The following is a 15,870-nucleotide window of genomic DNA, read 5'->3' as shown; positions in this document are numbered from 1 at the left end:
GTACGTGGGCCGACGGTATTCAATTGAGTTGTCCGAGCTGGGCCGGACCTATGAACTCGCCTCGGCCGCGCCGCTGGCGGCGCTGGCGGCGGCGCTGCGGTCAATAGATTCGGGTCCGGTCGTCTTTATCGGTACCGGGGGGACCTTGACGCTCGCGGCGTTCGCGGCCCAAGAACACATGCGCCGAACCGGGCAAGCCGCGACCTCCCTGACTCCTTTGGCGTTCGTCGCGAACATTGGCACGAATATTTGCGCAGCGATTGTGATGTTTTCAGCGCGGGCTCGACATCCGGACATCGCGGAGGCCGCCCGCGCTGCACGCGAGCAATCGATCGGTCCCGTCGTACTTGTGACACAGCGGACGGTAGATGATCTTGATCCGGCGCTTTCAGTATTCTTCGACCGAATCGTCACAGTGCCTGCCGTGACGTCGGACGGCTTTCTCGCCACTAACAGCCTGCTGGCAATGACGACTGCCTGGGTGAGCGCAGCGGGCTACCTGCTTCCCAGCACGCTTAATTACATACAGAAAGCGCCCGATGAAGTGCTCTCGCCCAAGATTGGCCGCATCGTCGTGCTGCACGGAGCCGAACATCGGTTAGCTGCGTGGGACTTCGAGACGCGAATCAGCGAAAGCGGTGTCGCGGCCGTCCAAGTCGCCGATCTTCGCAGCATCGCACACGGCCGCCATGTCGGATTGGCCCGTGAGGGTCAGCAGACGGCGCTGCTCGTGATCAAAGGTCCCGAGAGCCGCAAACTGGCCGCTCAAACAGTTGCGTTGTTACCGCCGGTCCACCAGATCACGATCCTGGACACGCAATCTGAATTTCCGGCCGGCGCACTCGATTGTCTCGTCGGAGGAATGCACCTTTTCGGTCGCCTCGCGACAGCACACCAGATCGACCCCGGGCGCCCAGCGGTTGCCGCCGCTGGCCGCCGCCTTTACCACCTGAAATGGACCCATCAATCGTCGCGGATCGCATCAAACACCAAGCAGGAGGCGGTCTCCCGCAAACTACTCGCCGCGAACATCCCCCGAGGTTCCGATACGGGGCGTCAACTGTACGCACGCCATTTCGATTCTTGGCTGGTTCGTGCGGAAAGTGTAGTGGCTACCGGTGTTGTTCTGGACTACGACGGTACTTGCTGCACCACGTCCGGCCGACTTGAACCGCTACGCCCCGAGGTGACCTACGAGATTATTCGCCTTCTCGAACACGGTGTCGCCGTTGGCTTTTGCAGTGGGAGAGGCCGTTCGTTGCACGAATCGCTACGACAGTGGGTACCTCCGAGCTTGTGGGTCCATGTCCGCATTGGGATGTACAACGGCGGTCTTATTCAAGGTCTCGATGACGATGTCGCGCCGCGATGTGATAGCGACGGTGTGCTAGGTGAGTTGTCCGAGCATCTGCAATCGACGCTCGTCGGCACCGGCTTCCGTGTGACCGGGCGTCTCGGTCAAGTCACGATCGATGGTGACGGACCGACGACTCTGTCGTGCGTAGCTGTGGAGAACATCGTCCGGTCGATCGTTGCTGCATCGGGCGCGCAGCTCAAGGTCCACGCGAGCGGACACAGCCTGGATGTCGTCCCCACGGCATCGTCGAAACTGAATATCATCGAATCGCTACACGGCGACGCGACAAAGATCATCGCAGTCGGTGACAGAGGGGGACTGGGTGGCAATGACTTCGAGCTGCTTGCGAGCGTCGGCATCGGCTTGTCGGTCGATGAGGTTTCGGCAGATCCTGATCGCTGCTGGAATGTCGCCGCGCCCGGCCGCAAAGGTCCGGATGCACTTGTGTCCTACCTCCGGGCAATCACCGCAGCCGATGGCACTGCGACCGTTCGTCTCGACGAGCTGCTGGCGTGAGCCCGGACCGTCTGGGCTACAACGATGAAGACAGAGCTTGCAGGGGAGCTTCTGAGTGCGGTCGTCGACCTTGGAGACGATCTTGACTCGATTCTGCCTCGGCTAGAAGCAAAGGCTGCGTGGAAGTGGGACAGTTACGAAGGATTCCGGGCGGGTCAGCGGTTTCTGGAAAGTCTGGCCCGGTGGCTGCAGGAATTCGAGGAGCCTGCACGCCGACGGTGGCTGGAATTCGTTCTCGAGACGATGGTATTCGTGAGTGCACATGAGCTTGATCACCTCATCGCGACGGCATACGAAACTGTCCTTCGGCCTGTGTTCATTCGCCGAACCGCGGAACGGATCGGGCTACCCCATCACCGGATTGCCGAAGTGACGGCATCTCTGGAATTTCGTGAGGAGCAGCGTCGGACACTGATCGTCGGACTGTCCGACGGCGCACGGCTCGACCAGCTGCGACGATCGAACGTCGATCTGTCTCACGAGCAGTACGCCGCCACGGTCCACAGCGCCAGCGATCGTGCAGCTGAGTTGGTGGAGAAGCTCGACAATGCGCTGGCAATAATGGAGTCGACTGCAGAACGGGCGTTCTCGCACGTCGTGCTTGTCGATGATTTCTACGGCAGTGGTACTAGCCTTATCAACTGGAGCGTCGAAGACGCCGACGGCAACCGTCGGCTAAAAGGAAAGATCGAGAAGTTCCGCTGCGCGATTGCCCAGGTCGCCAACGCTGGCAATCATCCGCCGCTACTCGAAAAGAACTACGACGCAACGATTCTGCTCTACATCGCGAGCGAGGAAGCCGCAGATCATATCCGGAAAACTTTGGCCGAAGCGAAGTTGCCGTGGGACCTGCGGGTGATGCAATTGATCCCGCGGTCGAGCAAGATCACCGATCCGGAGCTGTTAGCAGATTGCCGGAAATTCTGGGATAGCGACCTCGAAGACGAGCACAAGAGCTATGCCGCCCTGGGATATCGTGACTGTGCATTGCCTCTGGTGTTGCATCACAATGCGCCGAACAACAGCGTGTGTCCGCTCTGGGCAGACAGCACCGGGCGTGGCGACAAAAACCGCCACGCTCTATTCCCCCGGTACGAACGGCACCACAAGGATCGGCCATGAGAGGGCCGTCGAATCCGTTTCGCAGTCGGCACAGCGACACCCCAGGTGAGCACAAGGAGTTCGCACGATCCTTCGCGCCACAGATGTTGCAAGTCCTGCCGGCGCAGCCGTGGCATCAACTCCTCGTGATTCGCAGCGCCCCGGGTGCGGGAAAGACGAGCTTGATGAGGGCGCTGAGCGCAGACACACTTGCCTGGATCTCGCGACATCCGACTGTCGTCAAACCAACTTATGAAGCGTTATGCGATTTCGATGCGATCGGCGAGGAGGGTCCCCAGCTGCTGGGCGTAAGGGTCAATCTTAAGTACGACTTTTTGTCGCTAGCAGATGTCGGGGGCGACGCCGAGCACCAGCAGCGCATCCTCAACCGACTACTCGACGCGAGAATAGTTAGCGCGCTTGTTCGCGCGGCACTCGTCGTTGCCGGCGAGCCGCCTGAGAGGGCATCGGCCGTCCAGATCAAGGCCGATCCCGACAACGTACGTGCAGTTACGGCCCTTCGACGCATGGGTGGCCCTAGCGGAACGCAGCTCTTGGCAGCTTGCGAGGTAGCGGAAAACGAAATCCTCGATGTCCTCGATCGGTTGGTAGTTCGCGGGCATACGCTGCCAGACGGGCATCAACATGTCTACGCGTTACAAGCGCTCAGCGGTGCACGAATCTTCGTGGCAGCGAGAGAGTTACGAATGCTGCCCGTAATCATGCTGGATGAGGGCCAAAGCCTTTCGGCCAATCAGCGTAGCCGACTGCTGACTGAACTTAGCGACCGCGAGACGACAGTCGCGCGGTGGGTCGGGGTCCAATCCCGCGCGATGGCTGACAACGAGCTAATCGGCGCTGGGCAAGCGGGGCGCGACTACGAAATTATCGAGCTTGAGTCCTTCTCCCGCGAACGCACCGGCCGCTCATTCGACGCCAGCAGTCCAGTCCAACGGATGACCCCGACGCGATATCGGGCGATGCTGATCGACATTGCCGACAAACGGGGCAATCTAGCGGTCTCTCGACTCGGGGTCGGCGAGGAGTCCTTCAGCGGATTCTTTCCGACCGAGGACGACGAAGAACTGGCGCGAAAGTTCGAAACTGCCGCCGACTCCCTCGCCTCTGAATTGCAAGCATTGACGCTGGGCTCGAACCGCTACATCAAATGGCTCAACGGCGCCGAGCAATGGCGCGGAAGGGATCGGTTGGCTCGGCTCGCCGAAATCGGCGTTCTGATCGCACGCGACAAGGCGCGCCATCAGCAGGAGCTGTTCTTCGATGAAATGGCGTTGCCACAAGAAGAAATCGGGCGCCGGGGGGACAGTTCGCTGCGCGAAGCTGCGATGCTCGCGGTATCGAACCGATTTGACCTGCCTTACTATCATGGCACCGACGCCCTAGCGCGCTTGGCCAGCTCGAACATTGAACAATTCCTTGAGTTGTCCGGTGACCTTTTCGCCCACCTGCAGGTCCGTGCAAGGACGAACAAAGCAGTCGAGTTGGACGCCGCGACTCAAGATCGGATCGTCCGACGAGCTAGTGACCGCTACTGGAACCAACTCGACAGACTTCCGGACGGATTCCTGATCCAGCGACTCATCGAAAAGATCGCCGATCTTGCGGCGACAGAGGCGGCGAAACCGACGATTCCGTACCCGCCTGGTGTGACTGGAACCGCGTTGAGCATGGCCGACCAACGCCGGTTAATTGACCCGAAGCAACGGGCGCGACATCCTGGCGCCGACCATTTGCGACGTGCCCTCGCGAGCGCGATCGCGCATAACGTCGTGTGGATTGAGCTCGACTACAGCGTCAAGGGTGATCGCTGGATGGTGATCTACCTCAATCGTCTGCTTTGCCCGCGATTCCATCTGCCACTGCTGCTGGGCGGTTTCCGAGAAAGGAAGCTGCGCGCTATGGCCGAGTGGCTCGTCGACCCGAGCACGTTTGCCGAGCAAGGGCGACTCCTGTGACCGCAGCTCCGCCGCTGCTTCAATGGCGCGATCCTGTCATGGCCTCGGACGACCCGGATGGTGAGAGCGCTGTCGATTCGCTGTTGCGCGCAGGATTCGAGTCGCCGGAGTCGGCGCTGTTCGTGCTGTCCGAAGGGTTTGACCCGCGATGTCTCAGTGCGCTGCGACGATTCGTCGCAGCTGTCGGTGTTCCGCGAGTTGTTGCTGTTGATCCGCAGCCGCCGAGTTCACCGGGAGAGTCGCTGACGCTGCGCCACCGAGAGCAACATACCGCCGAGCTGAACGATCTAGTGGGCGACCGTTTGGTGCGCTTGCCGTACCCAGAAGTTCACGACGCATCAAGTGTGGGGCGAGTGCTAGCTCAGCAGCTGACCGATACGTCCATGCTGGAAGGTGTCACCGCAGTTGCTTTCGACGTCAGCGCATTCCCCACGTCGTTGTCCTTCCCACCGTTGCGGGCGTTGCTCGATGTGTGTGGGCAGGAGGGAGCGCCGAGCGAATTGCAAGTTCTCGTCACCGCAAACCCACAGCTCGACCACAGTATCCACAAAGCAAGTCTCGGTGTGCCGCACATGCTGGCGGGCTTCCGACCGCGAGGCACTGATAAGCGAGTGCGGGTGTGGACGCCGGTGCTCGGCGTGAGAGGCAAGGACACGCTTAGCCGTATCGCCGAATTCATCGGCCCGCGGGAGGTATGCCCGATACTCCCATTTCCCGCGTTGGATCCACGACTTCCGGACGAGATTCTTGACGTCCATCGCGAATTACTCCTGGACCGATACGAAATCGGGCCCAACAATCTGATCTACGCCGCAGAAGGGAATCCGTTCGATCTGTATCGCACGCTTGCAAGATTCAACACCGACTACAAGACAACACTGGAACCGCTAGGCGGTGCCCTGGTACATATCAGTGTGCACGGCAGCAAACTGCTGAGCATTGGCGCGCTGCTGGCTGCCTACGAGTTCGAGCTGCCGATCGTTGCGATGCGAGCAAATCGCTACAGCGTGGCCGACGACCAGTACGTCGATGAAACGCGCGCCGGCGACCGCCTCACCGCGCTGTGGTTACGAGGTCAGCCGTACGTTCGCTGATGAACGGGTCCGACGACAGACACATCGCACACGCCACATCCGATCCTGGATGTGGCAGCGCGATGTCGAATTGGGTTTGCGAAGATAGTCCTCGGGCCGCTAACTGCGCCCGGACCGCGTTCGCTGGCGCCGCCGTCATTCCCCGGGCTCCTATGTGCTCGCACGATGACGCCGCGACTGCCTGGCCAAAATCAAGCGCGGCGCCTATGCCGCGCGTCGAGAGTTCACCGCGTGTGGAAACGAAGTGTAGAAAACCCGAAGTCACCCAGTCGCCTGCGCCGGCGCTGTCGACTATCGCGCACGTGTGCGCTCGGCGACGGCGCCAAGACTGACCGACGGTGCGCCATAGCAGTCCCTCCGCGCCCTCGGTTCGGATCTGGACCTGGCCCAAAGGTCCATCGTCAACTAGCACCGGCAGCCTTGAATTGCAGCTGCTGCTGAACTTTACGATCGAGGCGATCTGGATCGCCCGCGTCGTCAGCTGTTCCCTGCCGACGCCGTTTGGCTCAAACATGACGATCCCGCCCGAGGCGCGAACGAGCTCGGCGGTTGCCAACGCCGCTGCGCTGGCACGGTCGAAGAAGAACGTCGCCGGCGTAGGGGAACACACCTCCCTTACCGTGTCGGTCGTGATTGGGCGGAAGCTTGCAGATGGGCGCCGACAATGGAGACAGCTGAACAGATAGCGGGGCTCGCGAGCATTGGTGACGTCGTGAATGAGGACTGGAGTGCGGACCTCGGGATCTAGTTCGACATGCTCGACGCCGACGCCGAACGCCCGCATTTCCGCTTGGATCAACCGGCCTGCCGGATCGGAACCGATTCGCACCGCCAGGTCGACCTGGCCCCGTCCGAGCCACGCAAGGTTTGAGGCGACATTCGCCGCAGTTCCGCCGGTGCGGTGGGAAATCACGGTGGAGTCATCGACGCAGACATCGACGACGGTGTATCCCGCGCAAACAACCCGCTGATCGGCCATTCAAGCCCCTTCGACGATCCGCTACCGAGACGGGATCTAATCATGCCAGCATCAATGCGACTGTTGGTCAGGTATTATTTTACGATACATTGTTTCATTTATCCGGGAAACGGTTCACTCGGCGAGGGAGGCGTGACCGCGATGAGCGTCAACACTTCCGAGTCCATGGCTCGCGGCCGTCCGCGGCGAGCGGAACCAGCCGAGCCCTCCGGTTACCGGATGACGCAGCGCACTCGGCGCGAAATCGACCTCGCACGTGGGTTTTTCGGCTTCGGTAGCACGCAGCAAGTCATCGACGAGGCCGTCCACGCATATCTGTCGCACCTGCGCGTTACAGACGCTCGATTCAAGGTCGCCGTCGAGGAGCTCGCAGCGAAGATCGCCGAAGAACGGCCTCGGCTACTTGAGGATTAGGATGGCAACAGCTGAATGGAGGCCCGGTCCAGTAGGTGCTTTCGGACACTCCGCCTGAGCACGGGCGATCGTGAAACGTGTAGGACAGACACCGGGCGGCGCCCTTCATCGGTAACTGATCGGATGTCAGCCTTCCGACAAGCCGAAGTCCGCGACGTCGATGTGATGTCGCTCAGACGAGCAGACTGATTGTGCGGCGGGCCGCTGCACAATCGGCCAGATATTTATCGGCGTCCAAGACAATTTGCGGGCGCGCGCGGCGTCGGCGGCCGGGGTCAAACTTTTCGGCACACGCAACGGCGCGGTTCCATGTCAACCATGGGCCGGTCGAGCGACCGCACGACGAGCTCAAACTTGGGGCTACTGAAACAGCAGGGTCGATTCAGTGATCGCCAAACGCGGGTTGCGTCGCGTCATCATCGTCGTTATCTGGAGGTCGGGGGAGCCTCGCTGGACGAAATCGGGTTCTTCGGTGGACGCCTCGGGGACAGGGTGCCGCTGGTCAAGTATGACGTCACTGTTGTGCCTCCGGAGGAGATGACGACTTCGTGATTCTTGAGGACGGCCGAGGTCTAAGCCGCGACGATTGTTCGTCGCCAGCCAGCGCGGTATTGGTCGGATGGGGCCGTGATTGTCGATGGGCGCGCTGCTCGGAGCTGATTGACCAGATCGCTAACGATCAACGACATTCTCGGTAGCTAAGTCGGGTGTATGGTGCCGCGGGTCGGCATAGCATGCGTCCCGCCACCGGTCGCTCGAAACCTTGCTTTTTCGTCGGAAAGTTGTCCACGGGTAGGTCTGGGGATCGGTGTTTTACTTTCTGGCCGGTTCTGGTTGCGCGGACTAATCACCATGGCGGACAAGGAGCTTCGGAGGCCTTATCGCGGGAACAACGCGAAGATCGCCCTGTTACTCGAACCAACGATTGCAACGGTCGACCACCCAGGCGTTGACTCGGTGGTCACGATAGCGAGCCGGGCCGATGAGTGATCGAGCACTGAATGGCGGGATTGCACAGTAAGGATGCTGCTGGTGTCTCGGTGGTTGTGAGCGTATTAGGCAAAGGAAGCGCCAGTCCAGATTAGTGATCGGGGGAATGCGACCCGTCCTACTGACGTGACCACCACGGGCGCCGACCGACTTTCAAGACAGTCAACGGCAGCGAGCGCCGCCCATTCGATGAGTACCTGCTCGCAAAGGATTGGAAGTGCTCCGACGTGTTCGGCGCCACGAGACCGGCTATTTGCCAGGTTACGGTCACGCCATTCGCCGCTGCTCGTTCGCCGACGCGCGTTAAGCGGCGGACTGAATTCCGACTGCAGTCTGTGTTCGAGGGCAAGGCCGCAGTGCGCAGAGAGAACATTGCTTCAATTCCTTTCGTAGGCTACTGATTTCGATGGCCTCGAATGTGTGACACCTTCACTGGTACAGCGCCCGAGCGGACGGCGTGCCGTGGACAAGTGGGTCCAAGCAGCTGTTTTGCGGGACGATGTCGGTAACCCGCCGCCGTGGCGGCGATGCTGAGTGTGAGGATTCGTGGGATGAGCGGTGTGGAATCTCGGGATCGTCCCGCCGAGTTCATGTCTCGAAAAGATTTCGGCGAGGCGCTGACCCGTCGAGCGCAACGGCTGGATCTGTCGCAGACCGCGATCGCACGAGAATCGAAGCGGCGCGGCGAGCTGATCCGGGCTGGGACGCTGGCGAACTGGATGGTCGGCAACTCGGTGCCGTCGGTGAACCTGACCGACCAGTTGCGGACCTTGTTGCGGATCTTGCAGGTCCCCGAGACCGAGATCGGGGAGTGGGTACAGGCCGCACGCCGCATCGGGGAAACTCCGAAACCCGGTGCGGCGATCGACTCGCCGTGGCCGGGCCTGGCCTCTTTCGCGCCCGACCAGGCCGAGGATTTCTACGGTCGCGACGACGTGCAGCAGCGGCTTCGCGCTGCCGTGGCCCGTGCATGGGAGGACACCGCGTGCGGCATCGTCGCCGTCACCGGCGCGTCCGGGGCCGGAAAGACGTCGCTGCTCACACCGTGCTGCGCACCGGATTGTCACCGAGCGTCAGGTTCACCCCCGGTGAGGATCCGGACGGAGCGCTTCGGGCGGCGCGCGCGCAGCACGAAGCGGGCAGTGAACAGTTGGTGGTGATCGTCGATCAGTTCGAAGAGTTGTGGACCCAGTCACCGGATGGTGGCGCCTGGGCACGTCCACAACGGCGCGGCAGTGCGGCCAGTCAGCAGCAGTTCCTGCAGGAGCTGTCCGTGTGGGCCCGGCAGCCATCGGTCGCGGTCGTGGTCGCGTTGCGCGCCGACTACTACCCGGATGCGTTGGGCGAACCGGTGCTGTACGCGGCGATCACTCGATCACACATTCCGCTCGCCCCGATGACATGGGAGCAGCTCAAACAGGTCATCGTCGAACCCGCGGCCCGTGGGGGCCGGGATTTCGTCATCGATCCCGCGCTGTTGACCCGGCTACGTGACGACCTGGAGGTTGGCGACGGCACCGCGGATCCCGGGATCCTGCCGCTGCTGTCGCACGTACTGCGCGCGATGTGGGAACGGGTTGATTGGACAAAGGTCACCAAGACCGCGCGGAGACTGACCTACGAACATTACGACCGCACGGGCGGCGTACGCCACGCGGTCGCGCACAGCGCGAACGAGGTGTACGACGCGCTCAGCGAGGATCAACAGAGGCTCACCCGCCGGTTGATGACCCGCGCGGTCGTCGTCGGTGAACAGTCTTTGGCGCGGCGTCGCGTCGCGATCGCCGAACTGAACTGGACCGATGTCACCGACGAGCACATCGATGTCGTCCTCGAGCGATTCGTCGCTCGCCGGTTGATCACCGTGACCGCCACCGGCTATGAACTCAGCCACGAAGCGTTGTTGACTGCATGGCCCACCTTGGCCAAATGGATCGAAGACAACCGCGCCACGATTTGGCGTCACCGCCGACTCGGTGACGAAGCCCAGGACTGGGATCGGCGTGACCGCCCCGAAAGCCACCTGTTGACCCCTGGACGCACCGAGGAGTTCGCCGAGTGGGCGGGTCGCGACGACATCGCTGCCGACCTGAACACCGTCGAAACCGAGTTCGTCGCCGCCAGCGTAGCGCACACGAACCGGCAACGCGACCGTGAACTCGCTCAGCTCGAACGCGAACGCGAACACACCCGCCAACTCCAGCAGGGAGTGCGGCTCCGCACCAGACTGCTCGTCGTCGCGGTGATCGCCATCGTGTGCGCGGCCGCGGCCGGAGTCGGGTTCGCAGTCAAGAATAGCCAACTCAACACCACCAACGCACAGGCCTGGTCCCGGCAGGCAGCGCTGCAATTCCAACTGCTGCGCGACCGCGACCCCGGGTTGGCGCAGCAACTGGCGTTGGCGGCCTACAAGATTTCGCCCACCGTCGAGGCTCGCTCGGCGTTACTGGACTCCACCGCCACCCCGACCCCGGTGCGCACCCCCACCGTCCCTGGCCCAGCCGCGATGGCCGTCAGCGATGACGCCAACTTGATGGCGGTGACCGGCAACGACGGGAAGGTGCGTCTGTTCGATCCGCAGCACCCGGGACGACCTGCGCTCGCCACGATCGAGGCGGCGCAGGAGAACCTGCATACCGCTGCATTCCGGCCGGGGCGGCCCTTCCACCTCGCAGTCGGCGGCGTGCACGGTGCCAGTCTGTGGGATCTCACCGACCTCCAGAACCGCAAGCAACTGGCCACGTTCGAGGGCAGCGTCGACGACCTGGACTGGTCGCCGGACGGGGGCGAACTGGCTGCGGGCACCGACACCGGCACCGTGCGGTGGAGCGTCGACCCATCCGGGACCGTTGCGGTGTCCGCGGCGCCGCTCGACGCGGACACCGCCGCCACCTATGCGGTCGCCTACAGCCCCGACGGCAGATTCTTGGCCGTCGGCGGCAACAATGCCACGGTCCAGGTGTGGTCGCGTGCTGTGCCCGTACCCGTCCTGCTGGGCAGCTACCCGATGCGCGCAGCGACGCACGCGTCCTCGACCTCGCGTTCGACCCCGGCTCGACGAGCTCGCGGTCGGCTCCCGAGCCAACGAGGTCACCGTTCTCGACCTCACCGACCCCACGCGTCCACGCGATATCGCGCACCACACCGGATTCACAAGCTACGTCAACGGCGTCGCCTTCAGCCCCGACGGCAGCCGAATCGCAGCAGCGAGCTCGGACAACAACATCCGGCTCGTCGGACTCGACTCCACCACCGACCCGGTCACGCTGCCCGGTGCCGCCCCAGTGACTTCGGTCCGATTCCTCAACGAGGACACCGTGATCGGGACTCGTACCGACGGATTCATCGATCAATGGCCGCTACCTGGGCCGGTCACACCATCGCTGCGTGGTCGGATCTTCACCCTGCCCGCCGACACCGCAGGTCGCACCGCGCTGGTCGGGCTCGCCCCCGACCGAGACGCTGACGGGGCGATCCTGGAAACCGCGAACATGCTGCGGATCTTCGACATCGCCGACCCACGGCATGTTTACGAACGCGCACCCGCGATGAAATTCGACGGCGCCGAATACCTCTCAGGAGTCGCCGCCATCTCCGATGACGGCCAAGTCGCGGCCGCGGGCACCGCCAACGGCACCGTGTACACCTGGGACCTGAGCCAACCGGTGCCCCAGCGAACGGGCGAGCCGATCGCGGGCGCCACCGACAGTTTCGTCGGAGCCCTCGCGATGACCCCGCACGGCGAACTACTCTTTGCAGCCTCGTCCGACAGTATGAAAGTCACCGTGATCGACCGGTCCGACACCAGTCGACCCCGTCCCGTGCGGATGCTGGACAACGGTGACCTCGTGCAACTGCTTGCGGTCAGTAGCGACGGTCAACTACTGGCTGTGGCGACCGCCACCACCATCAACATCTGGGACCTGGGTGGCGGGGTCGAAGCCATCCACCAGATCGGGACCCTCGGCGGATTCAAGGACACGATCAGTGTCGTGGAATTCTCTGGACGACTGCTCGCTGCGGGAAGCGAGGATAAAACGATCCGGCTCTGGAACCTCACATATCCGAGCGCGACCCAAGAGGTCGCTCAGGTCAGCGGGCCCGCGGGCGCGGTGATGTCGTCGCTGACCATCAACACGCAGGCAACCCGGATGGCTGCAGGGATCGGCAACGACCAGATCTGGGTGTGGGACATCACCAACCCCACTGTGCCAACCGAATTCGCGGTCCTCTACAGCTACGGGAGCAGGGTCAACGACGTCGCCTACGGCCCGAACGGCGACAGCTTCACAGCTGGCGGTCCCGATCGGACCCTACGCACTTGGAGCACCGATCCCGATGCCGTGACCGAACAGCTGTGCTCCCACACCGCCGCGATCCTCACCCGCGACGAATGGACCCAACACCTGCCCGGCGTGCCGTTCACAGCGCCGTGTCCGGCTGCCGCTTCGTGAGATCCTCGCTCGATGCCGTCACTAGCCGCGCTGGACCTGAGCAATCTCGGTACCCGCGTCGGGGATCGAAAGAAGCCGGCATCGGCGAAAAGATCATTGTGGGTAAAAAGAGTTTCGCGGTCGTATCTCTAGGTACTTTTTTCTCGCAGGCACTTGCTTGTGAAGTGCGCGGGTGTGGCCGTCGATTCCAGCGGCACCACCTTCGTCAGCGAATTCGGCAGCCAATTCGGCGCCGGCAACCTAAAATACCTACGCAACACTGACGCCACTCCCACCCTTCTGCAGGGTGGTCTGCAAGACCCCGAGGGCCTCGCCATTGACACCGCCGGCAATCTGATCTTCGCCGAGCTGCGCGGAGGAACCATCAAGATGCTGCCCAAGAACTAGCTTCCTCACGACTGCTCCCTAACGCCCAGCTCCTCTGACGCCCGAGCCCGCCATGTTCCGGCCGGCGGCCGGTGCCGTCTGCATCTATTCCCAACTGGGCGTTGTCCTCGCGGAGGACTGCGATTGTCGACTTGCTCGGAAATCTGCGTGGCCACACGCTGTGACCCCACTTGCCGGTGCCGCCGGAATCGGCGAACAACAGCATCGACTCTTCCGCATAGCCGCGGGGTTCGCACTGTCCAACATTGCATGAACTGGCACGTCAGCGAGAGCTGTTGCTAGTTCGGCCCCTTTCGATTCCCAGCACCCTCCGCGCGGGCAGTGACCACTGATGAACGTGAGTGTGACCGCGAGGTCGAGAACGATCTTGCCTGGATTGTGTCACTGGCCATTGGTGTTGAGCCACGGCGCAACGGGTTCGAGCGCGGCTACCCAGCCCGTGACGCGTCGCGCGACATCTTGAGCGGTGAGGCCGACCTCGCGGTGGATCTGATCCCGCGAGGCGTGTTCGAAGAATCGCTGTGGAACTCCGAGGTCGCGGCTGGGCACATCGAGACCTGCGGCGCGCAGCGCAGCAGACACCGCCGATCCGATGCCGCCCTGGACGCCGCTGTCCTCGATCGTGACGACAAGTCGAAAGTCCTCGGCGAGCTTGACCATCGCATCGTTCACTGGGAGCACCCACCGCGGGTCGACGACGGCAGCGGAGATGCATTGGCTCGCCAGGCGGTCGGCAGCATCCAGTGCGAGCCCTGCGAACGGGCCGACGGCGACGAGCAGGACGTCGCCGCTTCGCTGTGTCGGCATGCGGAGCACGTCGACACCGTCGAGTCGCTCGACCGCCGAGATGTCCTCGGCGACAGCACCCTTCGGGAACCGCAGCGCGGTGGGTCCGTCGTTGACGGCCAGTGCTTCGGCGAGCTCTTCGCGCAGTGACGCGGCATCGCGCGGGGCCGCAACGCGCATCCCCGAAACGATGCCGAGAATGGAGAAGTCCCACATGCCGTTGTGGCTTGCCCCGTCGGAGCCGGTTACTCCCGCCCGATCGAGTACGAGGGTGACGGGCTGCTTCAGCAGCGCCACGTCCATGAGCAGCTGATCGAAGGCACGATTGAGGAACGTCGAGTATATGGCGACCACGGGATGCATGCCGCCGAGTGCAAGGCCAGACGCCGACGTGACTGCGTGCTGCTCGGCGATACCGACGTCGAAAAGGCGGTCAGGGAATCGGTTGCCGAAGGCGGTAAGTCCGGTGGGTCCCGCCATCGCGGCGGTGATCGCGACGATGTCGTCGCGCCGTTCGGAGTGCTCGATCAACTCCGACGAGAAGACCGACGTCCAGTCCTGCGACAACAGGCCGGAGGCGATCGCTTTTCCGGTCAGCGGATCGATCGGACCGCATGAATGCATCTGGTCGGCTACGTTGTTCTCCGCGGGCGCGTAGCCCATCCCTTTGTGGGTGACGGCATGCACGATCACGGGGCCGCCGTAGTCCTTGGCCCGGCGCAGCGCGGCCTCGAGCGACACCTCGTCGTGACCGTCCACCGGCCCTAGGTACTTGATACCGAGGTCCTCGAACAGAGCCGGTGGGCTCACCGCATCCTTGATGCCCGCCCTGACGGCGCGAATGAGCGAATACGTGGAGTGCCCGACCCATGGAAGCCGCTGCACCCAGCGCCTGCCGAGGTCAAGCGCGCGCTCGTGTTCGAACTGCAGGCGCAGCGAGGCGAGCCGATCGGCGATACCACCGATGGTGGGCGCGTACGAGCGGCCGTTGTCGTTGACGACGATCACGAGCGGCCTGCTCGTGCCTGCCGCGATGTTGTTCAGCGCCTCCCAACACATGCCGCCGGTCAGCGCACCGTCACCGACGACTGCGACGACGTGGCGATCTTGCCCTTTGAGGGCGAACGCCTTCGCAAGTCCGTCGGCATAGGACAACGAGGCTGACGCATGCGAGGACTCAACCCAATCGTGCTCGCTCTCAGCGCGGCTTGGGTAACCGGACAGTCCGCCTTTCTTGCGCAGTCCGTCGAAATCGTCCTTGCGGCCGGTCAGGATCTTGTGCACGTATGCCTGATGGCCGGTGTCGAAAACGATTGCGTCGTTCGGCGAGTCGAAGATGCGGTGCAGCGCCAGGGTCAGCTCAACGGCACCGAGATTTGGTCCGAGATGCCCGCCGGTGGCAGACACCTTTTGGACGAGGAACGCTCGAATTTCCTTCGCAAGCTCAGTCAGCTCCGACAACGACAGCTGACGGAGATCGTCGGGCGTGTTGACCTTGGCGAGAAGACCCGGTTGCAGCTTCGGGGTCTGCGGAATCAGCAGATTCCCCAGGGATCCGCCGGAAACGCTCCGCCGCGCGAGGATCGAACCTGAGTGCAGGCGCATGGTGATCCAGCCTTTACCTTGCAGTGATCGGAGACTGTCGACGAATCCGAAGCCGAGCCTGAAGCAGGCTGATAATCTGCAACTGACGACCTTTAGGGGGATCCGGGGGCACATAATGAAGTAGTACGAGACTGGTTACCGGCGGGGGTACTCCGATGACACTCCCTGTGTCAACCTCAGGCGGCAGAAGCTGCCTGGTGTTGATCGATGA

At 62.8% G+C, this 15,870-nt stretch carries 10 protein-coding genes and 2 pseudogenes; 10 read left to right on the top strand and 2 right to left on the bottom strand.

Annotated elements, in window-relative coordinates; genetic code table 11:
* Positions 1 to 28: 28 nt before the first annotated feature.
* From ACHIRB_RS23470 to ACHIRB_RS23455, 4 genes are all read left to right on the top strand, one after another.
* Complete coding sequence (locus ACHIRB_RS23470; protein ID WP_395125325.1) at positions 29 to 1,873, top strand: Cof-type HAD-IIB family hydrolase; 1,845 nt, start codon at positions 29 to 31, stop codon at positions 1,871 to 1,873.
* Between the two features lie 24 nt (positions 1,874 to 1,897).
* The gene (locus ACHIRB_RS23465; RefSeq protein WP_395125326.1) at positions 1,898 to 2,995 is read left to right on the top strand and encodes a phosphoribosyltransferase-like protein; all 1,098 of its coding nucleotides are present in this window, start codon (positions 1,898 to 1,900) and stop codon (positions 2,993 to 2,995) included.
* A gap of 83 nt (positions 2,996 to 3,078) precedes the next feature.
* On the top strand, positions 3,079 to 4,950 hold the full coding sequence (locus ACHIRB_RS23460) for an ORC-CDC6 family AAA ATPase (protein ID WP_395125327.1): 1,872 nt from the start codon (positions 3,079 to 3,081) through the stop codon (positions 4,948 to 4,950).
* Positions 4,947 to 6,044 (top strand): hypothetical protein, encoded by a 1,098-nt coding sequence (locus ACHIRB_RS23455; protein ID WP_395125328.1) that lies wholly within the window; start codon positions 4,947 to 4,949, stop codon positions 6,042 to 6,044. Before ACHIRB_RS23460 ends, ACHIRB_RS23455 begins: the two co-directional genes overlap by 4 nt.
* Here the strand turns inward: ACHIRB_RS23455 and ACHIRB_RS23450 are convergent.
* The gene (locus ACHIRB_RS23450) at positions 6,004 to 7,023 is read right to left on the bottom strand and encodes a carbohydrate kinase family protein (RefSeq protein WP_395125329.1); all 1,020 of its coding nucleotides are present in this window, start codon (positions 7,021 to 7,023) and stop codon (positions 6,004 to 6,006) included. The two genes, ACHIRB_RS23455 and ACHIRB_RS23450, sit on opposite strands and share 41 nt — an antisense overlap.
* A gap of 141 nt (positions 7,024 to 7,164) precedes the next feature.
* Here ACHIRB_RS23450 and ACHIRB_RS23445 point away from each other — a divergent pair, with 141 nt between their 5' ends.
* The 6 genes and pseudogenes from ACHIRB_RS23445 (at position 7,165) to ACHIRB_RS23420 (ending at position 13,268) form a co-directional block, all read left to right on the top strand.
* Entirely contained in the window at positions 7,165 to 7,437 is a 273-nt protein-coding gene (locus ACHIRB_RS23445) for a hypothetical protein (RefSeq protein ID WP_395125330.1), read from the top strand.
* A 1,541-nt stretch (positions 7,438 to 8,978) separates the two neighbouring features.
* Positions 8,979 to 9,587 carry an ATP-binding protein gene (locus ACHIRB_RS23440; RefSeq protein WP_395125331.1) on the top strand — a complete coding sequence of 203 codons (609 nt, stop codon included), beginning with the start codon at positions 8,979 to 8,981 and terminating at the stop codon, positions 9,585 to 9,587.
* Positions 9,473 to 11,383 (top strand): annotated as a pseudogene (locus tag ACHIRB_RS23435) (nSTAND1 domain-containing NTPase); the annotation flags it as partial. The gene ACHIRB_RS23440 and the pseudogene ACHIRB_RS23435, both read left to right, overlap by 115 nt.
* Positions 11,322 to 11,618, top strand: a pseudogene (locus ACHIRB_RS23430) (hypothetical protein); the annotation flags it as partial. The pseudogenes ACHIRB_RS23435 and ACHIRB_RS23430, both read left to right, overlap by 62 nt.
* 126 nt (positions 11,619 to 11,744) lie before the next feature.
* Positions 11,745 to 12,881 (top strand): WD40 repeat domain-containing protein, encoded by a 1,137-nt coding sequence (locus ACHIRB_RS23425; RefSeq protein ID WP_395125335.1) that lies wholly within the window; start codon positions 11,745 to 11,747, stop codon positions 12,879 to 12,881.
* 174 nt (positions 12,882 to 13,055) lie between these two features.
* Entirely contained in the window at positions 13,056 to 13,268 is a 213-nt protein-coding gene (locus tag ACHIRB_RS23420; RefSeq protein ID WP_395125332.1) for an NHL repeat-containing protein, read from the top strand.
* Between the two features lie 381 nt (positions 13,269 to 13,649).
* Here the strand turns inward: ACHIRB_RS23420 and dxs are convergent, their stop codons facing one another.
* On the bottom strand, positions 13,650 to 15,659 hold the full coding sequence (gene dxs, locus ACHIRB_RS23415) for a 1-deoxy-D-xylulose-5-phosphate synthase (protein ID WP_395125333.1): 2,010 nt from the start codon (positions 15,657 to 15,659) through the stop codon (positions 13,650 to 13,652).
* Between the last annotated feature and the right edge of the window lie 211 nt (positions 15,660 to 15,870).

Source organism: Antrihabitans spumae, assembly GCF_043944905.1.
Taxonomy (GTDB): Bacteria; Actinomycetota; Actinomycetes; order Mycobacteriales; family Mycobacteriaceae; genus Antrihabitans; species Antrihabitans spumae.
This window is presented reverse-complemented; position numbering and strand designations above follow the sequence as displayed.

Excerpts from the sequence above, each read along its gene's own strand:
- ACHIRB_RS23460 (WP_395125327.1), top strand. The coding sequence starts at position 3,079 with ATGTTGCAAGTCCTGCCGGCGCAGCCGTGGCATCAACTCCTCGTGATT.
- ACHIRB_RS23445 (WP_395125330.1), top strand. The coding sequence starts at position 7,165 with ATGAGCGTCAACACTTCCGAGTCCATGGCTCGCGGCCGTCCGCGGCGA.
- ACHIRB_RS23440 (WP_395125331.1), top strand. The coding sequence starts at position 8,979 with ATGAGCGGTGTGGAATCTCGGGATCGTCCCGCCGAGTTCATGTCTCGA.
- ACHIRB_RS23450 (WP_395125329.1), bottom strand. The coding sequence starts at position 7,023 with ATGGCCGATCAGCGGGTTGTTTGCGCGGGATACACCGTCGTCGATGTC.
- dxs (WP_395125333.1), bottom strand. The coding sequence starts at position 15,659 with ATGCGCCTGCACTCAGGTTCGATCCTCGCGCGGCGGAGCGTTTCCGGC.
- ACHIRB_RS23465 (WP_395125326.1), top strand. The coding sequence starts at position 1,898 with ATGAAGACAGAGCTTGCAGGGGAGCTTCTGAGTGCGGTCGTCGACCTT.